General features: G+C 40.3%; 12 protein-coding genes, 9 tRNA genes, 2 rRNA genes and 2 pseudogenes. 1 reads left to right on the forward strand and 24 read right to left on the reverse strand.

Going from position 1 to position 20,998, the window contains the following annotated elements; all coding sequences use genetic code 11:
- Positions 1 to 2 precede the first annotated feature (2 nt).
- The 12 genes and pseudogenes from RCG23_RS10805 to sigW form a co-directional block, all read right to left on the reverse strand.
- Positions 3 to 1,937, reverse strand: a complete 1,935-nt coding sequence (locus tag RCG23_RS10805; RefSeq protein ID WP_308179699.1) for a TnsD family Tn7-like transposition protein — start codon at positions 1,935 to 1,937, stop codon at positions 3 to 5.
- Positions 1,938 to 1,964: 27 nt separating this feature from the next.
- Complete coding sequence (locus RCG23_RS10810) at positions 1,965 to 3,005, reverse strand: TniB family NTP-binding protein (RefSeq protein WP_308179700.1); 1,041 nt, start codon at positions 3,003 to 3,005, stop codon at positions 1,965 to 1,967.
- Positions 2,954 to 3,694, reverse strand: a complete 741-nt coding sequence (locus tag RCG23_RS10815; RefSeq protein WP_308179701.1) for a hypothetical protein — start codon at positions 3,692 to 3,694, stop codon at positions 2,954 to 2,956. Before RCG23_RS10815 ends, RCG23_RS10810 begins: the two co-directional genes overlap by 52 nt.
- Entirely contained in the window at positions 3,678 to 5,855 is a 2,178-nt protein-coding gene (locus tag RCG23_RS10820) for a Mu transposase C-terminal domain-containing protein (protein ID WP_308179702.1), read from the reverse strand. Before RCG23_RS10820 ends, RCG23_RS10815 begins: the two co-directional genes overlap by 17 nt.
- Positions 5,856 to 5,871: 16 nt before the next feature.
- Positions 5,872 to 6,093 carry a TnsA endonuclease C-terminal domain-containing protein gene (locus RCG23_RS10825; RefSeq protein ID WP_308179703.1) on the reverse strand — a complete coding sequence of 74 codons (222 nt, stop codon included), beginning with the start codon at positions 6,091 to 6,093 and terminating at the stop codon, positions 5,872 to 5,874.
- Positions 6,090 to 6,707, reverse strand: coding sequence for a TnsA endonuclease N-terminal domain-containing protein (locus tag RCG23_RS10830; protein ID WP_308179704.1), 618 nt, complete (start codon positions 6,705 to 6,707; stop codon positions 6,090 to 6,092). The genes RCG23_RS10825 and RCG23_RS10830 overlap by 4 nt, the downstream gene beginning before the upstream one ends.
- Positions 6,708 to 7,113: 406 nt before the next feature.
- Positions 7,114 to 8,914, reverse strand: a pseudogene (gene glmS, locus RCG23_RS10835) (glutamine--fructose-6-phosphate transaminase (isomerizing)).
- A 509-nt stretch (positions 8,915 to 9,423) separates the two neighbouring features.
- On the reverse strand, positions 9,424 to 10,773 hold the full coding sequence (gene glmM / locus RCG23_RS10840) for a phosphoglucosamine mutase (protein WP_308179705.1): 1,350 nt from the start codon (positions 10,771 to 10,773) through the stop codon (positions 9,424 to 9,426).
- A 31-nt stretch (positions 10,774 to 10,804) separates the two neighbouring features.
- The gene (locus RCG23_RS10845; RefSeq protein ID WP_308179706.1) at positions 10,805 to 12,034 is read right to left on the reverse strand and encodes a CdaR family protein; all 1,230 of its coding nucleotides are present in this window, start codon (positions 12,032 to 12,034) and stop codon (positions 10,805 to 10,807) included.
- Positions 12,027 to 12,853 (reverse strand): annotated as a pseudogene (cdaA, locus tag RCG23_RS10850) (diadenylate cyclase CdaA). The gene RCG23_RS10845 and the pseudogene cdaA overlap by 8 nt, the downstream one beginning before the upstream one ends.
- A gap of 151 nt (positions 12,854 to 13,004) precedes the next feature.
- Positions 13,005 to 13,631, reverse strand: a complete 627-nt coding sequence (locus RCG23_RS10855; RefSeq protein WP_308179707.1) for a zf-HC2 domain-containing protein — start codon at positions 13,629 to 13,631, stop codon at positions 13,005 to 13,007.
- 15 nt (positions 13,632 to 13,646) lie between these two features.
- The gene (gene sigW / locus RCG23_RS10860; RefSeq protein ID WP_308179708.1) at positions 13,647 to 14,210 is read right to left on the reverse strand and encodes an RNA polymerase sigma factor SigW; all 564 of its coding nucleotides are present in this window, start codon (positions 14,208 to 14,210) and stop codon (positions 13,647 to 13,649) included.
- A 210-nt stretch (positions 14,211 to 14,420) separates the two neighbouring features.
- Here sigW and RCG23_RS10865 point away from each other — a divergent pair, with 210 nt between their 5' ends.
- Positions 14,421 to 14,579, forward strand: a complete 159-nt coding sequence (locus RCG23_RS10865; RefSeq protein WP_308180032.1) for an aspartyl-phosphate phosphatase Spo0E family protein — start codon at positions 14,421 to 14,423, stop codon at positions 14,577 to 14,579.
- 863 nt (positions 14,580 to 15,442) lie between these two features.
- On the opposite strand, the gene rocF is transcribed toward RCG23_RS10865, so the two are convergent.
- From rocF to RCG23_RS10925, 12 genes are all read right to left on the reverse strand, one after another.
- On the reverse strand, positions 15,443 to 16,339 hold the full coding sequence (gene rocF, locus RCG23_RS10870) for an arginase (RefSeq protein ID WP_308179709.1): 897 nt from the start codon (positions 16,337 to 16,339) through the stop codon (positions 15,443 to 15,445).
- Between the two features lie 262 nt (positions 16,340 to 16,601).
- A tRNA-Gly gene (locus RCG23_RS10875) sits at positions 16,602 to 16,676 on the reverse strand.
- Positions 16,677 to 16,736: 60 nt separating this feature from the next.
- Positions 16,737 to 16,809, reverse strand: a tRNA-Lys gene (locus RCG23_RS10880).
- A gap of 5 nt (positions 16,810 to 16,814) precedes the next feature.
- Positions 16,815 to 16,889, reverse strand: a tRNA-Gln gene (locus RCG23_RS10885).
- Positions 16,890 to 16,983: 94 nt separating this feature from the next.
- Positions 16,984 to 17,067, reverse strand: a tRNA-Tyr gene (locus tag RCG23_RS10890).
- Between the two features lie 18 nt (positions 17,068 to 17,085).
- Positions 17,086 to 17,161, reverse strand: a tRNA-Thr gene (locus tag RCG23_RS10895).
- Between the two features lie 168 nt (positions 17,162 to 17,329).
- Positions 17,330 to 17,405 (reverse strand) — tRNA-Val (locus tag RCG23_RS10900).
- A 5-nt stretch (positions 17,406 to 17,410) separates the two neighbouring features.
- Positions 17,411 to 17,484 (reverse strand) — tRNA-Glu (locus RCG23_RS10905).
- Positions 17,485 to 17,501: 17 nt separating this feature from the next.
- Positions 17,502 to 17,574: transfer RNA gene (locus RCG23_RS10910), tRNA-Thr, on the reverse strand.
- 22 nt (positions 17,575 to 17,596) lie between these two features.
- A tRNA-Asn gene (locus RCG23_RS10915) sits at positions 17,597 to 17,671 on the reverse strand.
- A 49-nt stretch (positions 17,672 to 17,720) separates the two neighbouring features.
- Positions 17,721 to 17,836: ribosomal RNA gene (gene rrf, locus RCG23_RS10920) — 5S ribosomal RNA — on the reverse strand.
- Between the two features lie 133 nt (positions 17,837 to 17,969).
- A 23S ribosomal RNA gene (locus RCG23_RS10925) occupies positions 17,970 to 20,904 on the reverse strand.
- Positions 20,905 to 20,998: the final 94 nt, after the last annotated feature.

Here is a 20,998-nt window from a genome sequence, read left to right on the forward strand (position 1 = left end):
AATCAATCACAAAAGCCCATTTCTTTTAAATACTCTTTAATTTTTATTTTTGTATCAGGGTCACACTTACTATAATTCCTTACATTACTTTCTAAACTTTTTAGGGTAATGTTTTTATAACCATACTTTAACAAACTAGCTATTACAAAAGGTAACCTCCTAATGAGATAATCATTCAATGACTCAATGTTTTTATTTAACATGACAGTACTCAACGGAAGACGTCTGGACATAGAATTAAGTCGGTTCATTTCAATCTTAGAAAGTGTTTTTAAAATCGTTGTTTTTTTTATTTGGTAAGGGGATGTATTATATAATTCCTCGCTAACTTTTTGGATTTTTACTGTTAATTGCTCATCAAAGTGTTTTAAGTTTTCAGGTACTTTTTTATTAGTCTCTTTTGGAGGTAAGGCCGATTCTAGCCATTCTATATCATTCATTCTCAGCCATTGATAAACATAGGGAATCTTTTTGGATAAGTCCGTTCTACTTATGGATTTGCAAGAATTTAGTATATTGATAATAACATTACGAAACTCTTCTTTTTTTGTATCTATCTCACTAGTACCAGTCGTTTCCCAATATGCTTGAATAATTTGCTTTGCAGCTTCTCTATTCTTTTCTGTTAAAATAGTTGATCTGCCAACAATTCTATTCAAATTATTTGTTACTCCGAATTCTGAACACTCGAGTTTTCGAGCTATTACATAAGCTGAATTTCCACTCAGGTATAATTGCAGAACGTGATTAATCCATTTTTTTCCCATTGTTTTAAACATCACTTTTTCCTTTTTATCCTTATTTGGATGCCACCTTCTCACATAGATTTGTCCACAAATGGGACATTCAAACTCTGAAGAGATAACCATACCCCCAGAACTTTTTGTGATACGCTTGCTTTTACTTATCACATAATTATTAAATCCATCACAAATTTTATTTAAGCATTTCCATGGTCCTTGTCCGAAGGGTATTGGATTTGCAATATCAATATGATAACTCACAAATTCTTCCTTCGAACGAAACAAATAGAGGATTAATAAACAATAAAAAATAATATCTTGGTTAAGTTCCTTACTCAATACTCTTGCTACATAAGATCTATGTATGATCTGTCCTGGACTTAATGAAATAGCTTGTAATTGAAAGTTACCATACTCGGAGATAATAGAAGAAATCAACTCCTTTTTTAAAATCCTCCCTTTATACTGAATAAATTTTTTTTGCCATAATCCCATAAGAATTTTATGAGTGATTTTCTCTGAATTAAAAGTCTGATAATTTTCATTTAAAAAACAAATTAGATTAAATACATCAATTTTTAGTTGCTCTAATTCACTAATCAAAACCGTTTTGATAAGTCTCGTCAGGTCATGTCCATTTTTACAACACGGACGATTTTTCAACCTATCATAAGAAATACTGGTTAAATCCACATCACAACAACTACATTTATCGATTAATAGAACAAAATGCTTATGACAAAAATCCATAAACGTTATTTGATGTTTTCTATGAATGTAAGATTCACCATATAACTCTAAATCTTCCTTCAAACACAATGGACAATATCGAGTCGTATGAGAAAACAAATTATTAGGAACGTTAGAAGAAATATAAAATGAGTTTTCACCCCCATATTTAATTACTTCTGTAAGTTCTTTCCTCTTCCCCTCTTTCATGAATGCAAAAATTAAACCATACCATGTATGGTTTAAAATAAAGTAATCTAAACTATATGAATGTCCAATTGGTAATTTCATCAAAAATGTTATTAGTTTGCTTGGAAATATAGAGTACTTCCCAGAATTTTTTTCAAATAAATCCATATTAGTTTCGGCCAGTGTCCCATTCGATGACCTAATATGAGAACGATAAACCAAGCTCCTAAAGTCTTCATCAGGATAAGGTTCTGGAAAAGAAATTAAAGGTGTCATTTTTTCTCCACGAGTGATTATTTTTTCTTAAATGATTTTAGGCAGTTCATCATATTCTTTTACTAAACCTGCTTCAAACAAGGATTCTTCTGTGGACAATCCTTTTTTTAATCCTTCATTGACAATAAAACGAATATCACTTTGTTCTAGTAACGGCTTTATTTTTTTTGGTTTTGTTGACTTTGGTAAACCACTCTCTTCGTTCACGTATTCGGTTACAGAACTTGGCAACTTATTAGCTAATGAGAGTTGTGCTAAATGAGCGAACATTGTGGTCTTATCCCCCATTCCCTCACTCGCTTGAAAAACAGTTAGTGCAAGTGATTCTGCTAATTCAGTACTTGAAACTATATTTAATGCAAACTGCACAAGTTCATTAAAGATTGAATCTTTATTTTTTTGTTGGTTAACACGAGAATGATCTTTAGCTGCTTTACCATAAAGATTTACACGGTGGGATGCTTGTTTAAAATAATCGTTAAACGAATCCCATTCTAAGTGAACATCATCTAATTCGTCTAACAACGAAATACTGCTCCCCCTTCTTATCTTTTCAAAAATAGGTTGAAGAAGGCGTAAACTCTTTGACGCCACATCATTTAAAAGTGATACCGTAATTTTTTCTTCTTCTCCATTTAATATCGCTTTTGCCTGCACATGCATAAATAACTTCACAGCTATATCCGGTATGCCTAACGTTTGGTAATACATAGCCATTTTTAAGTCGTCTGTTAACGGCGTATATTTTGCAGTGTATTGCAAATCCCATAGATTCTGAATAAATTCATTCCATCCCCAACTATCTTCCAGCATTAAACTTGTAACATTTTCATTGTACATATCTGGAATGCCTCTACGTGAAACAGCTAATGATTTTTTGTACAGATACATTGCTTTGAAAGTTCCAATCACAATTACGGGAATTCCTATAGTATTAACCAATTCAGTTATGAAATTAATCATTCTCTCATCACCACCAGAATGTGCCTTATGAACATTCTGTATCTCATCAATAATTAATACTCCAAGATTAATTTGCGCTGCCACCTTAACCATTCTTTTCGCCAAATCATCAATTGTCCCACCTTTTTCCCGTGTTTTTCATAAAACTTACTTCCCAGCAAATCATCAACAGCTGCATAAAAATTTTTACATAATGCACCTACTGATTTACCGCTTGGGCACTCAATTTTAAGCCAAACCACTTGTGTGGTAAGTAACTTTCTTCCTTTGTACTCACTATGATGGATAACTTGTGGAAATAATAGTTTTAGTATTCGTTCGTAAACTTTGCTTTTCCCCATGCCACTTAAACCAATTTCAGTTGAACTTTGTGCCGTTTGAATGTTACCAGCAATATTTGCACCATTTTCATCTAATCCTGTTTCAAGGATTTTATCCCAGCCTATAGCAAACTGTCTGTTATATATAGCCGTAACGGGATTTCTTGACTGATAACCTATTTTTAGCATATTGTATAGACTCCTATATTTATCATAATGGCTAGGAAGGGGTAACCAAAAGCTAGGTTTTATTTGCTGTACAAGTTCCAAACGGTCTTCAATTCCTAGTTCCAAGTGTTCAGTTTTAAACATGGGAACGGAATATAATTTATCGTAAAAGATTTCGATATCTAATCGGTTTGGTATCGCTTCAATAAATGGATTTCCTTGATTTCGCTCTACAATTTGTTCTTTATATTCAGCCTTGCAATGAACACCTTTTAACAGTTCTTGCCCTTCATTCCATAGATTCATGCTCCCTTCTCCTTTCTTTATTCTTAGCTCCAAAAAGTTGCTGTATTCTGGACTCCTCATTTTGGGGTGTTATGTTAATTTTGTTTGGAAAAATAATAACTTCAGCGGTTTCTATCTGTTCTCCATTTGTTCTTAACGGTTCTTTTGCGGTGAATGCATTTTGACTACCAGCAGTCCTACTTTCCGACTTTTTTGTATCCCTCGTGTTTTTTTGCCTTTGTGCTAGACTCATGCATTCAGTTGCATCCTTTGTTTTTCTGATCGCTTCATTGGCGAGATTTTCTGCAAAGGCATGTAATACTGCTTTGTGTTGTTTTTCTTCTTTCTCCTGATTCCTTATTTCATCTTTTTTGTATTTCATGATTGCCTTAACATCCTCTAAATGTAAGCCATCATATTCTTTATACTTTTCTGTAAGCAAACATTTTTCTATCTTTCCATTGTTCATACGTAAAAAAATACTGCTAACGTTACGAGGATCATATCTGATTTCAATTTCTTTCTTTCCATCAATCCTCTCATCCACAAACCAGCCGGATTTCAGCCCTAAATCGCTTGTATAGTACATATCCGAAAACTTAATTCCTCTTCTAGTTACTGTCGATTGTTCCTTCGGTAAAAGATTATATATAAGCACATCAAACTGCTCCTCATGTAAGACTGATTTACTTTCTCCCCATTCCCATATTCCCTTTGGTGTTAATTCCACTTTTTCCTCAAACATTTCTTTAGTTACCAAAAATCCATCTGGAAGGGCGCTTTTATTATAGGTAAGAATTTGTAATATCATAAATTGGGTGAATTCATATATGGTTAACGCAGCCTTACCTGTGGGATCTTCATCGCCTCGTTCTATCATTTTAGGAGGTTTTGCCCCTGCCTTATAAAATAGCTCACGAATTTCTTTATTAATTAACCTAAAATGTTGTTCTACAAAGGGCTTTAAATCGCCACGATAAGATGGTGCATTATCAACGTCAACCTTAAGGCTCACAAGATTTTCAGCCCACTTACTTTTCAATTCTCCTCGGTCACCTGCCAAATAAACCGGTAGATTTTTACACGGCCAGTCACTTTCTTTTATCTCAATTCCGTATTGCCTGCAAAACTCTACTTTGTCTGATGCTGCATTAATCATTGCAACCATAAGTTCAATTTTGGAGGCAGGACTTAAACTGGCATGAAAACCTGCAATTATACGACTATAAACATCTTTAACAATATATAAAGTTGGCGTTCCAATTATCGTTTCCCTGTCTTCTGCAACCAGGATTATATCTGCCGGTGTTGAATCAATTTCATATAAATGTCCTATACCTATTGCCCTTGCCGTTGGATCTCCCTGAATCGGTCTTACATTCATTTCTGCTTTTCGTTTGCCTCTTCGATTTGAATACCTTTGCATAGAGGAGAACTCATTATAATACCAATATGTAAATTGACGTAGAGTAGGAGCATTTTCAGTCTCGATTATGGGCACCATTACACCATGTTCACGATAAAACCCAGAGTGATACCATTCTTCACACATATGTTGATGTGTTGCTGTAAGGTCCATTTTTTCTTTTATATGAAATTTCTTTATAGCCTTTCTGAAAATTTCTTTATCCTTTTCGGTAACAATCCAACCATTACCACCCTTTGGCTTTGGTCCAGGTTTCTTTGAATATTCCCTTGGTTTTGAACTGCGACCACAATCGAAGTAGTTTTTCAGAAGAGCATTTTTTGTTTTGCCATAAAACCAATACTTCTTCAGAAATTTATATATTTCTTTTTTAGATTTCCCGGTCTTCTCTTTCGTTTCCTCGACCATTGCTCCTCGGAACTCTGATATGTATATTTCTGGTTCTCGGCAAACAATATCATTAATGATATTCCAGTTAGTGTCCCGATCTTTTTTGTACTTTTCCAAATACGCTGGATCTGGTGAAATCAATCGTAGGTCCGGGTCTACCTTTACTATTCGCGCTCTATCATCTTCCAACTCACTTAATAACTCCTTATAATTAATGGCAAAAGGGAAAGTCATCTTTTTATGATCATTTATTTCCACTACGTAAATATCTTCTTGACTAGGTGATATCCAAAGAACTCGAATAATTTTGTCAGTTTTTAAATCTAAATTTAGCAATTCAATTATACAATTTTGATAAATAACCATTGTTTTTCTACTCCATTCATCCTACGTCTTTATTACGAGAAATTTCGTGTTCTTCACAATTGACTATTATTAATGGATTTGAATTTTTTATCTTTGTATTCATGTCGGTCCTCCATTTTTTTGTTGCAAGCATGTGCTTCAGGATAAACATACTTGTACCATTTTCTATGCCAAATGTATTGTCACATCTGAGGCATAACTTACTTATGGATGTATTACCTTGATCATGAAATATCACTTTAAAAAGGGCCTTTTAATGAGTAAAACGAGCTCTTCATCTACATTAGGCCTAGTATCCAAGTATCTTGCTTCATACATCCACTCTACATTTGATATACATATATCTGGCATTCGTCGTTCCGTTACAATTCCCCAATCAATTCCCTGTTCCAAAAAGAACCTCCTTTCGATTTCAAATAACTCTAAAGTCCGTTTAGTTAATTTTGAGGCAGGCTTCACTGTTCGAACTATATCAATTAATCCTTGAGAAGTTCGTAATGTTATCAAAAAGTCAGTAGTCATCACAACCGGCACTCCATCTACGTTTGCATGTTTTATACCAAGCTGCTTGGCTATTTCCTCTGTCCGGCTTAATGGAAGTAAAGGAAACTGTTCTCTAATGTCAACCACTACATCAAGCCATTCCAAAAAATACAGGTATTTTCTTTCATGATTAGACAGTGTATGGTGAATTCTTTGCGTTTTCCAGCCAAGGTGCCTGGTTACCCAGCCTTCTGATGCAACCTTATTGTCATGTGCATGTATAAAGGGTTTATAATCTTTTCCAGAACCCTGTCCTCTTCCGTCCCTAATTTGGTTTTGTTGTCGTTTTTGTTTTGATCCATTCGACATATATGACTTCCTCCATAAAAATTAATAAAAAATAGCAAAAATAAAAGCACCAATTAACATCCACTTTGAAAAAAGCAAAATTAAATAAGCATTAGTTTTTAACTAATTTTTTACTAATGCTTATTTAATTTTTAAGCTTTTCTTAAAGTTTTTTGTTAATTGGTGCTTAAGGTTTAGAATCAACCATTTGCAACAATTTAGCCCTTGGTAATGCTTTAATCGTTTTATTGCTGTTTAGCCCTATAAAACAATATTTCCAAATTCTCTTTAATTAATTCTAAAAACTACATGTTTGAGTAACCTACTTTTTTGTTTAGTTACCAACTACAATAAATAGTTACCAACATTAATGTCTAGTTACCAACAATAATGTCTGTGAACAACCCTTTTTTCTCTTATATATTGATTATTCAACTGTAACTGATTTTGCCAGGTTTCTCGGCTTATCTACATCACAGTCGCGGTGCAGCGCTGCATAGTACGCAATTAGCTGCAATGGAATTACAGAGATAAGTGGTGTTAATAACTCATGAACTTCTGGAATGACGAAGCTGTCTTCGTCTGTTTCCAGCCCCTTCATTGAGATGATGCATGGATTTGCACCGCGGGCAACGACTTCTTTCACATTTCCGCGAATGCTTAAGTTTACTGGCTCTTGAGTTGCCAAAGCAATGACAGGTGTACCGTCTTCAATTAAAGCAATTGTGCCGTGCTTTAATTCTCCGCCGGCAAAACCTTCAGCTTGGATATAAGAAATCTCCTTCAGCTTTAAAGCACCCTCAAGGCTACATAATAGTCAACAGAACGGCCGATGAAGAAGCAGTTGCGTGTTGTTGATAAAAACTTGCGGGAAATATCTTCAATTTGTTCCTTTGATTCACAAAGGACTATCATCGCATTTGCAACCAACCCAAGTTCCTTCACAAGATTGAAGTCCAAGCTGATTCCACGGCTTTTCGCTGTTACTTCAGCAAGAATCGCCAAGACAGCAAGCTGAGCTGTATAAGCCTTAGTAGATGCCACCGCAATTTCCGGCCTGCATGGAGCAATAATGTATAGTTTGCTTCACGTGATAGGGTTGAGCCTGGAACATTGGTAATGGTTAGGGCACGATAACCCAATTCTTTAATGGAAACAAGTACTGCACGGCTGTCTGCTGTTTCTCCACTTTGTGAAATAAAGATAAATAGCGGCTTTTCAGATAAAAGCGGCATATTGTAGCTGAATTCACTCGCAACATGAACTTCAACCGGAATTTTCGCCATTTTTTCAATGAACTGCTTTCCAACAAGGCCTGCATGGTAAGACGTACCACAAGCAATGATATAAACGCGGTCTGTATCATTCATGGCTTCAAGAATTTCAGGAGCGATCGTTAATGTCCCCTGTGCATCCTGATATTTTTGGATGATTTTACGAAGCACAAGCGGCTGCTCATCAATCTCTTTTAACATATAGTGTGGATAAGTGCCTTTTTCGATATCGCTCTCATCAAGCTCAGCTGTATATGGACTGCGGCTGATTGTTTCTCCGTCCAGGTTTTGTATCGTTACGCGATCCTTTTTAACGATTACGACTTCTTTGTCCATTAATTCCACATATTGGTTTGTAACTTGAATCATCGCCATGGCATCACTTGCCACAACATTGAAGCCTTCTCCTAAACCGACAAGCAGAGGGCTTTTATTTTTTGCAACAAAGATGGTTTCATTATTCTGTCCGTCTAAAAGCGCCAACGCATAAGAGCCTTTCAGCAGCTTCAATGTTTTGCGGAACGCTTCTGTCACTTCAAGACCTTCGCTTACAAAACGCTCGATTAACTGAACGATGACTTCTGTATCTGTGTCGCTTACAAGCGTTACATCTTTAAGATACTCACGCTTCAATAAGTCATAGTTCTCAATAACCCCATTGTGCACTAATGTAAAGCGGCCCGCGCTACTTTGGTGTGGATGCGCGTTTCTTTTGCTTGGCACGCCGTGAGTCGCCCAGCGGGTATGTCCAATACCCGTGTTTGCTTGAACATTATTGTCCACGATGCTGCGAAGGTCTGCAATCCTGCCTTTTTCTTTAAAGACATGTACACCGCTCTCGTTCATTACTGCGATGCCGGCAGAATCATAACCTCTATATTCAAGCTTTTCCAAGCCTTTTAACAAGATTTCTTTCGAATCATTTGTTCCGATATATCCTACAATTCCACACATTTTCCGTATCCTCCCTAATATTAGGGGGCAAGAAACCTCTGGAGGCAATTCTCGCCCCCTTATCTCCGTTATTTCGGTTTTACATACATTTGCGTATGATTAGTATGCGCATTTTCCTCTCTTTGTGCACCTGGTTGCCCAAGTGTTTTAAAGAAGAATTTTCGGTTGTGCGTCTTCAACCGGGAGGCATCCGCCGAACCTTCGATAAACCTCCACCTCGTCAACTAATCGCTCGTCTCTGGATTAGTCCTGGCGCTTGTGTTACTTTTTTTGCCAACTGCCCACCTTTCCATCTCAAAATAAAAAGAAACTGCAAAACACGATTATCTTACATCAAAATAGGCAATTCGTCAAATCATCCACTAAAAAACAATTAAGGATATTTGTTCCAAAATAAAAAACTATCCATTTTAAAGCCATAATAAAAAATATGCATATGGGAACAAAACGGTTCCCCATGCATATTTTATTTATCTACCCATTTTTATAGGATTCCAAACAATATTTTATTACTCCGTTAATCCCATTTCTTCCTTTACAACAGCTGCAATCCTGTTCACATAATCATTACACTGTTCTTCCGTAGGTGCCTCGGCCATTACACGGACAAGTGGTTCTGTTCCGGATGGGCGGACAAGGATTCGGCCGTTACCTGCCATTTCCGCTTCTGCCTCTTCAATGACTTGTTTAACCTTTTCATTATCTGTGACATGGTGCTTGTCCGTAACTCGAATATTCACAAGCTTTTGCGGGAATTTTTTCATTTCACCAGCAAGCTCTGATAATGGTTTCTGGGTCATTTTCATAATGTTGACTAATTGCAGCCCCGTTAGAAGGCCGTCACCTGTCGTATTATAGTCAAGGAAGATAATATGCCCTGATTGTTCACCACCAAGATTATATCCGTTCTTTTTCATTTCTTCTACTACATAGCGGTCTCCAACAGCTGTTGGGATGCTTTTGATTCCATGGCTTTCAAGGCCTTTATAGAAGCCTAGATTGCTCATTACGGTTGAAACAACGGTTCCATGCTTCAAACGGCCCTGTTCCTTCATATACTTACCGCATATGTACATGATTTGGTCTCCGTCGACAGTTTGGCCATGTTCATCGATTGCAATCAGGCGGTCTCCATCCCCGTCAAATGCGAGTCCTACATCCGCACCCTTTTCTTTAAGGTAAGAAGCAAGGGCTTCGGGATGGGTTGAACCAACACCTTCATTGATGTTTAAGCCATTTGGAGAAGCTCCCATTGTCGAGAGATCCGCATCAAGGTCTGCAAATAAATGCGCAGCAAGAGATGATGTAGCTCCATGTGCGCAATCAAGCGCAATATGGATTCCTGAAAAGTCTTCATCAACAGTCTGCTTTAAGTATTGAAGATATTTTTGTCCACCTTCAAAATAGTCGACAACCTGTCCAAGATTTGCTCCGGTCGGACGAGGAAGCTGATCTGCTTCCAAATCCATCAGCTGTTCGATTTCAAGCTCCTGTTCATCTGAAAGCTTAAAGCCATCCGGTCCAAAAAACTTAATACCATTATCGGCAACTGGATTATGGGAAGCTGATATCATAACTCCTGCCTGTGCGCCCAGGGCTTTCGTCAGATAGGATACTCCCGGTGTTGAAATAACTCCTAATCTCATTACTTCTGCTCCAATGGACAGCAAGCCCGCTACCAGGGCACCTTCAAGCATATGTCCAGAGATACGTGTATCGCGTCCGATAATCACCTTGGGACGTTCTTTATCCTTGGTTAGGACATAACCGCCGAATCTTCCCAGTTTAAAAGCCAGTTCTGGAGTTAACTCACTATTAGCCACTCCTCGTACTCCATCGGTGCCGAAATATTTACCCATTGCAAAATCGCTCCTTCTATACTGCTGACCTTTATGCGCCAGTCTGAGTAATATTAACTTTCGCTACTGCCTTATCCAATTTCCAGTTCACTTCTGGCGGGCCATCAACTTGTATCTTCACATCGTGGTCACCTTCATTTAAATTGGATAAATCAACAAATAGTTTAAAATCATCAGGTTTTATATTGTTCACCACATCACTTGGCCCATTAACGATTAAGTTAATGCTGCCATCTGACGGATCCATGAAATCTGCTTTGTACTGGCTTGGTAAGCCCTCAGTATTAATTTTTATTCCACTCAGCGTTTTGGCATCTTCTTTCTTCACTTTTACAGATGCCTTTACTAATTGTGGTGTTACCTTTGACACACCATTTGGAATGATTACTGGCAATGTGAGTGTTGTATCATCTGTAATTTTGCTTACATCCACTTCCACCCTCACATTATCCGTTGCCTTTAATATGTCTTCGTCACCTATTATGGTGGCTTCATTCACATCAAGTTTTATCGACTGTATCGTTATACCTGAAGCGGCTGTCCCTTTTTGGACGATGTTAATCGGGACGGTTTTGCTCACACTTTTAATCGGTATTGTGACCTTGACTGTTTCAGGTTCTACTATTACTTCCAGCTTATTCAGATCTCTATCCAGAACTCGAACCCTTGCTTCTCTTGTTGTCGTATCGTGGATCTGATTTTTTATATCAGGAGTTGCTTTTACATAAGAGATGCGGTCGATTACATCCTTTGCACCTGTAATTTTCACTTTGTTCGGATCGACAATCGGCACACCGGCTGCAAAGCCTTCTTCGATTAAACTCCGGTTTAACTCTGCATCCACCTTAAATTCTTTCGTCACTTTCTCCTGTACCGAAACATTGGCAAAAGCCGGCTCAAGTGTGGCTTTTAATCGGGATGATAAATCCTTAATCTGCAATTTCACTGTCTGGTTTCCTATTTTTGCATCTGTCAAATCAACAAATACTTCAAAGTTTTTCAGCATTTTTGCAGACTGTACAAGGTTTTTTGCGCCACTGACCGTTACTTGGATGGTATCCGGTATTCCTGAAACCACCAGGTTTTCCGTATCATAATAAGCTTTTACTGGAACGTCAGTGATGGTTTCTGAATTTTGGTCTCCTGTTACATTTACCTCAGTTAATTTATTTGTTGTTTGCGGTACTGAGGAATAAAGCAAAAAGGCAAGAAGAAGGGCAAGGATTTTTATAAACCAGGGGTTATCCATCAGTTTATCCATTGTTTTTCCCCCTCCAGTTCCAACGAGCTGAAGTCGCCTGTTTTGTCTTGTTCTTTACATACAGTTCGTTAGAAAGCATTTCCTTGAAAGCATCTGCATTCAAGTCACGATGCAGCTCACCGTTTTTAGTCAGGGAAATGCTTCCGGTTTCCTCTGATACGATCACCGTAATACTGTCTGTTACTTCGCTGATTCCAAGTGCTGCCCGATGCCTTGTACCTAATTCTTTTGAGATAAAAGGGCTTTCTGACAGGGGCAAATAACATGCAGCAGCAGCAACACTATTTTTTTGTACAATAACGGCTCCATCATGCAGAGGCGTATTCGGGATAAATATATTAATCAGTAATTCTGAAGAGATTTTGGAATGAAGCTGAATACCGGTTTCAATGTAATCACTCATGCCTGTTTCTCTTTCAATTGAGATTAATGCTCCAATTCGGCGTTTCGCCATATAGTCAGTAGCTTTAATAATAGCTGTAATTGTTTTCTCCTGCTCTTCTTCCTCTCGCCACTGCTTCTGGAAAAGAATTTCCCCCGTCCCAATTGCTCCAGGGCTCTCCTAAGCTCAGGCTGAAAAATAATGATGATTGCAAGAAATCCCCAAGTTATGGCTTGCTCCATCATCCAGCTTAATGTTTTCAAGCCGAAAAACTCACTGACCACTCTGACAAGAAGGATAACAAAAATCCCTTTTAAAAGCTGTACGGCTTTTGTTCCTCTTATAACCATGATCAGTTTGTAGATGACATACCAAACAAGGAGAATATCAACAATACTGGCCAAATATTTCAATAACGTGAAATCTGCAAACGGCATTGTTATTCCTCCGTATGTTTTATGTAAATGCTATAAGCTAATATGTAAATTTAACTTTACCATTATATCATAATTTCTGCTCTTACCAATTATATATACCTTCAGTTCCTTTTCCCAACCAAAACAAGCCACTTTAATCAAGTGGCTTGTTTTATTTATTATTGTCTGGCTCAACAACATTAATGATATCTTTTGCTGTCTTTTTAATGTAGAACCATAGCCAGTCGAACACTGCGTTCACTTCTTTTATTTCACCGGTTACATGCCCTGCTGAGGCAAGATATTTTTCTCCATTAATAACGGTAACGTCACCTTGGACTTCACCTTCAATTTTCAGCTTTCCGTTCTTGACGATGACATCTCCCTTTACCACTTTTCCTTTTGGCACAATAACAGTATCATTTTTCACGACCAGATTATTCTGCTTTGAGACGGAGAACTCATGATCCTGATTCCATGTAGAAAGAAGACTTCCCATCATTAAAATGATAAATACAGAAGCGGCCGCTAAAACAGGATGGTGGCGCAGCCACCGCTGGAAACCAACCTTTTTCTTTTCTTTAGGCAGCCTGGACAGCACGTTTTGTGTAAAATCAGAGGGTGCCTCCATTCGGGAAATGCCTTGTACCAATGTCTCCGTCTTCTTCATTTCATTGAATAGGATTTCACATTCTTTACAGCTTTGAAGGTGCTGTCTTAATATCACTTCATTTTCTGGAGCGATTTCTTCATCTAAGTAGTCATGCATAAATTCAATGATTTGTTCCGAACAGTTCAATTTTTTCACCTCTTATCAGACATAGCGTAGCTGCTTCCGCAATGCTTCCCTTCCTCTATGAATTCTGGTTTTCACCGTGCCCAGCGGCAGGTCTAGAATTTCACTGATTTCATTCAGGGATCGCTCCTCAATATATTTTAAAACGATAACAGACCGATATTTTTCTGGCAGATTTAGTATTTCTTTTTGAATCGTATCCTGTAACTCAAGGCTTTCCAATTCCTTTTCTGGCAGAGGTGCTTCGGATGCAATCTGTGAATACATCGTTAACCCCTCAGTGCCGGAAACTTCCGCATCCAAATAATAATCGGGCTTTTTTTTCCTGATTCGATCGATGCAAAGATTGGTCGCAATCCGGAAAAGCCAGGTCGAGAACTTCAGGTCCTGATTAAAGCTATTAATATTTATATATGCGCGGATAAAAGCCTCCTGTGCGGCGTCCTCCGCCTCATGACGATTGCCAAGCATCCGGTAGCAAACATGGTATACCCTGTCCTTAAACAGCTCCACAATTTCACCAAATGCATTCTGATCGCCTTTTTTGACCTGTTTGATCCTATTTTTGACGATTGCTTCCATTAATTTACCTCCGCTCCAAATGCGGCTATTCGATATACGAATCGATAGCGGAAAAGGTTTCATTTTACTAGTGAATTCTCATACCTTATATATTAACAAAATTTTACTATAATTTGTAAAACAAGTTTATGATGTGGAACTTTTGGGGATAAAAATAATAAACCATGAATTAAGGGAATGATATAAATGAATTCGCAAATAAATAAATTAATGATAGATATTGAAAAATGCCGAACAGAAATGGTCCGGCTAGCAACTCATACCTCTTTGTCGGACAAGCATGTAATCGAAACCAGCACCCGGCTTGATTCACTCTTAAACAAATATTATCTCTTAACAAATAAAAAGAATTCCTACATTAATTCATAAAACAGCAGCAGCTTATATTAAAGGCTGCTGCTGTTTTTTTTTGGGGGGATACGTTTTAAGGTGCAGTAGACTTCACCCTGTTTAGTATAACAATTGAATATGAAACACAGAAATCCCAGCTTTTTTGGTAACGGAGTCACTTGTGAGGTGCAAAACGGTAACTCGCAGACCAATTCAAATAGCAAATCACATAAACTTCACAGCATAATCCACAGTATATTTCACAGTCAAAAAGGCTTAGAGATGCAAATACTCTAAGCCTTTTTTTGAATTTTCTTTTTTTCAATAAACCCCCGTAAGTTATACAAGTTCATTAGACGCTAAAGCGAGTTTGATAAATAAGCGGAGAATTTCCTTTTAATTAGGAAATAGCACTGAAAATAGCTTAAATAGACGGAGAGATTCCGACTATTGATTCGAAAAACGTGAAAATGGTTAATTTTGCTTTGCTTAATCGGAAAACCTCCGCTTATATACTCCGAACCGAGCTCTATTCTGCAGTCTAACGGAAAAATCTCCGCTTATTTTAAATATCACTGGTTACTCAATTAAGGATAAGTAGAGTTTCCTTGAAAAGATCTCTAATCATGGCATGAATATCGTCGACTGTTTCACATTGACCAGCTAATTCTTTAATTGTCATTTCCCCATAATTTTGCATAAATGATCATCTCCTTAATTGGAAAGTTTGGAAAGTATAACCATTTACACAAAATTTTAGACGCTCTCAGATTTTTTCCTTAAGAGGGCTTATTGAAGACTGTTTCACGATTTATCTAGGAGATTTTGTCCTTCATCGGACTTATGAAGGACAGTTCTCCTCTTCACAAGGGAGATTTTGTCCTTCAAAGGTCAATTGTTTTTTATAGAAGTTTTTCCCCGAATAGTGATGCCATAAGCTCAACTGCCACCATGGCTGTTTTATTCTTTTCATCTAAAATCGGATTTACTTCTACGAATTCTGCTGAGGTAATAATTTGTGCTTCTGCCAGCATTTCCATTGCCAAATGGCTTTCCCGGTAGCTGATGCCTCCAATTACCGGTGTACCTACTCCAGGAGCATCACTTGGATCAAGTCCATCCAAATCCAGTGAAAGGTGTACCCCGTCCGTCTTTTCCTTTAAGTATGTAATTGTTTCTTCCATTACCTTTGCCATACCCAGGCGGTCAATTTCATGCATAGTGTAAACCTTTATACCTTTTTCCTTAATTAGAGCTCTCTCTCCATCATCTAACGAGCGGGCACCAATGATGACGACATGTTCCGGTTTTACCTTTGGGCTATATCCTCCCAGGTCAATAAGCGCATTGTGCCCCAATCCAAGGCTAACAGCAAGCGGCATGCCGTGAATATTACCTGTAGGGCTGGTTTCTGCCGTATTTAAATCGCCATGAGCATCATACCAGATTACACCAAGGTTTTTATAATGCTTTGATACACCTGTTAGTGTTCCAATCGCGATACTGTGATCTCCCCCTAGAACAAGCGGAAAGGAACCATTGCTGATGACTTCATCCACTTGTTCTGCTAGCTTCACACTTTTTTCAGCTATCAGTTCCAAATTGCGCAACTTTGAGTCCGGATCTATAACAACAGCTGGCCTACCAATTTGAATATCTCCCAAATCATCTATCTGATCAAAAAAATCATTCAATTTTTCATTTATGCCCGCATACCGTATTGCACTTGGTCCCATATCTACTCCGCGCCTCATTTGGCCTAAATCCATTGGCATTCCAATTATCGAAAGCTTTCTCATCACTATTCCTCCTAGACCTTATTCTAATACTATTTTAACCGCTTTCATGGAATTGACTCAACTCGACAAGTTCATGTATATATATGCGGCAATACACAATTGAACGGGCTCTATCCTGCAACTTTTAAAAAAACAAAAAAGCCTTAAATCCTTTATAGGATTTAAGGCAAGGTATGTAGTGTGATGGTGGAGCCTAGCGGGATCGAACCGCTGACCTCCTGCGTGCAAAGCAGGCGCTCTCCCAGCTGAGCTAAGGCCCATATGGAGCGGAAGACGGGATTCGAACCCGCGACCCCCACCTTGGCAAGGTGGTGTTCTACCACTGAACTACTTCCGCATATTAACAGAATAAACAAAGACTCTGGAATTATTAATTCAAGAGTCAAGTTTTTAATTATGAGCCATGAAGGACTCGAACCTTCGACCCTCTGATTAAAAGTCAGATGCTCTACCAACTGAGCTAATGGCTCACTAATGGCTGGGCTAGCTGGATTCGAACCAACGCATGTCGCAGTCAAAGTGCGATGCCTTACCGCTTGGCTATAGCCCAATGTGAAAAACATTCTAAAAAATAGTCGACAATATTTAATATGTCTTTTTTCAGCTATTTCATTCAAAAAAAAGATGCTTATGAAGCAAATAAATGGTGGAGGGGGACAGATTCGAACTGCCGAACCCGAAGGAGCGGATTTACAGTCCGCCGCGTTTAGCCACTTCGCTACCCCTCCGTATAAAATTAAAAGAAATGGTGCCGGCAAGAGGACTTGAACCCCCAACCTACTGATTACAAGTCAGTTGCTCTACCAATTGAGCTACACCGGCATAGGTATAATTAACATGAAAATTTTAACTCCGCTTGCTTATTATCGTCATTTCGATCTCAGAAAGCTGAATCAAGCAGCAGCTCGATCGTTATGCTGAAGTATTATCAGGGAGCTTATTCGGTCGTGCTCTACCAATTGAGCTACACCGGCATAGGTATAAAAAATATGGTGGAGGATGACGGGATCGAACCGCCGACCCTCTGCTTGTAAGGCAGATGCTCTCCCAGCTGAGCTAATCCTCCGAAAATGGTGACCCCTACGGGATTCGAACCCGTGTTACCGCCGTGAAAGGGCGGTGTCTTAACCGCTTGACCAAGGGCCATATTATAAAATAGGTAAGCTTCCAAGCGGGCTCGAACCGCTGACCTCTTCCTTACCATGGAAGTGCTCTACCTGCTGAGCTATGGAAGCATAGCTGCGTATTTTTCAAAGATGGCTCCGCAGGTAGGATTCGAACCTACGACCACTCGGTTAACAGCCGAGTGCTCTACCACTGAGCTACTGCGGAATAATAAAATTTCTTGATAGATCCTAGTTTCAATCAAATGAAAATCCTAGCCTGGCAACGTCCTACTCTCACAGGGACAAGGTCCCAACTACCATCGGCGCTGAGAAGCTTAACTTCCGTGTTCGGTATGGGAACGGGTGTGGCCTTCTCGCCATTGCTGCCAGACTATTGATAAGACATATTTAATTATAATGTCTTTTTCATTTTTTTCAAGAGAAAAATGAATTTTTTTTCATTCCCTCAAAACTAGATAATGTAAGAAGAAGAAGTAAGTCGAGTTCGCTTTGTCATAAATGACTTGGTTAAGTCCTCGATCGATTAGTATCAGTCAGCTCCACACGTCGCCGCGCTTCCACCTCTGACCTATCAACCTGATCATCTTTCAGGGATCTTACTAGCTTGCGCTATGGGAAATCTCATCTTGAGGGGGGCTTCATGCTTAGATGCTTTCAGCACTTATCCCGTCCGCACATAGCTACCCAGCGATGCCTTTGGCAAGACAACTGGTACACCAGCGGTGCGTCCATCCCGGTCCTCTCGTACTAAGGACAGCTCCTCTCAAATTTCCTGCGCCCACGACGGATAGGGACCGAACTGTCTCACGACGTTCTGAACCCAGCTCGCGTACCGCTTTAATGGGCGAACAGCCCAACCCTTGGGACCGACTACAGCCCCAGGATGCGATGAGCCGACATCGAGGTGCCAAACCTCCCCGTCGATGTGGACTCTTGGGGGAGATAAGCCTGTTATCCCCGGGGTAGCTTTTATCCGTTGAGCGATGGCCCTTCCATGCGGAACCACCGGATCACTAAGCCCGACTTTCGTCCCTGCTCGACTTGTAGGTCTCGCAGTCAAGCTCCCTTGTGCCTTTACACTCTGCGAATGATTTCCAACCATTCTGAGGGAACCTTTGGGCGCCTCCGTTACTTTTTAGGAGGCGACCGCCCCAGTCAAACTGCCCACCTGACACTGTCTCCCACCCCGATAAGGGGTGCGGGTTAGAATTTCAATACAGCCAGGGTAGTATCCCACCGACGCCTCCACCGAAGCTGGCGCTCCGGTTTCTCAGGCTCCTACCTATCCTGTACAAGCTGTACCAAAATTCAATATCAGGCTGCAGTAAAGCTCCACGGGGTCTTTCCGTCCTGTCGCGGGTAACCTGCATCTTCACAGGTACTATAATTTCACCGAGTCTCTCGTTGAGACAGTGCCCAGATCGTTACGCCTTTCGTGCGGGTCGGAACTTACCCGACAAGGAATTTCGCTACCTTAGGACCGTTATAGTTATGGCTGCTGTTTACTGGGGCTTCGATTCAGAGCTTCGCTTGCGCTAACCCCTCCTCTTAACCTTCCAGCACCGGGCAGGCGTCAGCCCCTATACTTCGCCTTGCGGCTTCGCAGAGACCTGTGTTTTTGCTAAACAGTCGCCTGGCGTATTCACTGCGGCTCTTCGAGGCTATGAACCCCAAAGAGCACCCCTTCTCCCGAAGTTACGGGGTCATTTTGCCGAGTTCCTTAACGAGAGTTCTCTCGCTCACCTTAGGATTCTCTCCTCGCCTACCTGTGTCGGTTTGCGGTACGGGCACCATTTATCTCGCTAGAGGCTTTTCTTGGCAGTGTGGAATCAGGAACTTCGGTACTAAATTTCCCTCGCCATCACAGCTCAGCCTTCACGCCAGTGGGATTTGCCTCACTGACAGCCTAACTGCTTGGACGCGCATATCCAACAGCGCGCTTACCCTATCCTCCTGCGTCCCCCCATTGCTCAAACGATAAAAAGGTGGTACAGGAATATCAACCTGTTGTCCATCGCCTACGCCTTTCGGCCTCTGGCTTAGGTCCCGACTAACCCTGAGCGGACGAGCCTTCCTCAGGAAACCTTAGGCATTCGGTGGACGGGATTCTCACCCGTCTTTCGCTACTCATACCGGCATTCTCACTTCTAAGCGCTCCACCAGTCCTTACGGTCTAGCTTCAACGCCCTTAGAACGCTCTCCTACCACGGACACCATACGGTGTCCATCCACAGCTTCGGTGATACGTTTAGCCCCGGTACATTTTCGGCGCAGAGTCATTCGACCAGTGAGCTATTACGCACTCTTTAAATGGTGGCTGCTTCTAAGCCAACATCCTGGTTGTCTAAACAACTCCACATCCTTTTCCACTTAACGTATACTTTGGGACCTTAGCTGGTGGTCTGGGCTGTTTCCCTTTTGACTACGGATCTTATCACTCGCAGTCTGACTCCCACGGATAAGTCTTTGGCATTCGGAGTTTGTCTGAATTCGGTAACCCGATGAGGCCCCTAGTCCAAACAGTGCTCTACCTCCAAGACTCTCACTACGTGAGGCTAGCCCTAAAGCTATTTCGGAGAGAACCAGCTATCTCCAGGTTCGATTGGAATTTCTCCGCTACCCACACCTCATCCCCGCACTTTTCAACGTGCGTGGGTTCGGGCCTTCAGTAGGTGTTACCCTACCTTCACCCTGGACATGGGTAGATCACCTGGTTTCGGGTCTACGACCACATACTCAATCGCCCTATTCAGACTCGCTTTCGCTGCGGCTCCGTCTTCTCAACTTAACCTTGCATGTAATCGTAACTCGCCGGTTCATTCTACAAAAGGCACGCCATTACCCATTAACGGGCTCTGACTACTTGTAGGCACACGGTTTCAGGATCTCTTTCACTCCCCTTCCGGGGTGCTTTTCACCTTTCCCTCACGGTACTGGTTCACTATCGGTCACTAGGGAGTATTTAGCCTTGGGAGATGGTCCTCCCTGCTTCCGACCGGATTTCACGTGTCCGGCCGTACTCAGGATCCACTCAGGAGGGAACGAAGTTTCAACTACAGGGTTTTTACCTTCTATGACGGACCTTTCCAGGTCACTTCATCTACCCCGTTCCTTTGTAACTCCATGTTGAGTGTCCTACAACCCCAAGAGGCAAGCCTCTTGGTTTGGGCTATGTCCCGTTTCGCTCGCCGCTACTCAGGGAATCGCGTTTGCTTTCTCTTCCTCCGGGTACTTAGATGTTTCAGTTCCCCGGGTATGCCTTCAATACCCTATGTATTCAGGTAAAGATACTGTTCCATTACGAACAGTGGGTTTCCCCATTCGGAAATCTCCGGATCAAAGCTTACTTACAGCTCCCCGAAGCATATCGGTGTTAGTCCCGTCCTTCATCGGCTCCTAGTGCCAAGGCATTCACCGTGCGCCCTTTCTAACTTAACCTAAAAGGTTTTTTTCTCTTACTAATAAGAGAGAAAACTAAAATGGCGATTACTCGGTTCTTACTTGGTTTTCTTCTTTACGATTATCTAGTTTT

The sequence above is a fragment of the Neobacillus sp. PS3-34 genome (assembly GCF_030915465.1).
Classification (GTDB): Bacteria; Bacillota; Bacilli; order Bacillales; family Cytobacillaceae; genus Neobacillus_A.

Excerpts from the sequence above, each read along its gene's own strand:
- RCG23_RS10805 (WP_308179699.1), bottom strand. The coding sequence starts at position 1,937 with ATGACACCTTTAATTTCTTTTCCAGAACCTTATCCTGATGAAGACTTT.
- RCG23_RS10815 (WP_308179701.1), bottom strand. The coding sequence starts at position 3,694 with ATGAATCTATGGAATGAAGGGCAAGAACTGTTAAAAGGTGTTCATTGC.
- RCG23_RS10820 (WP_308179702.1), bottom strand. The coding sequence starts at position 5,855 with ATGGTTATTTATCAAAATTGTATAATTGAATTGCTAAATTTAGATTTA.
- RCG23_RS10830 (WP_308179704.1), bottom strand. The coding sequence starts at position 6,707 with ATGTCGAATGGATCAAAACAAAAACGACAACAAAACCAAATTAGGGAC.
- glmM (WP_308179705.1), bottom strand. The coding sequence starts at position 10,773 with ATGGGTAAATATTTCGGCACCGATGGAGTACGAGGAGTGGCTAATAGT.
- RCG23_RS10845 (WP_308179706.1), bottom strand. The coding sequence starts at position 12,034 with ATGGATAAACTGATGGATAACCCCTGGTTTATAAAAATCCTTGCCCTT.
- sigW (WP_308179708.1), bottom strand. The coding sequence starts at position 14,210 with ATGGAAGCAATCGTCAAAAATAGGATCAAACAGGTCAAAAAAGGCGAT.
- RCG23_RS10865 (WP_308180032.1), top strand. The coding sequence starts at position 14,421 with ATGATAGATATTGAAAAATGCCGAACAGAAATGGTCCGGCTAGCAACT.
- rocF (WP_308179709.1), bottom strand. The coding sequence starts at position 16,339 with ATGAGAAAGCTTTCGATAATTGGAATGCCAATGGATTTAGGCCAAATG.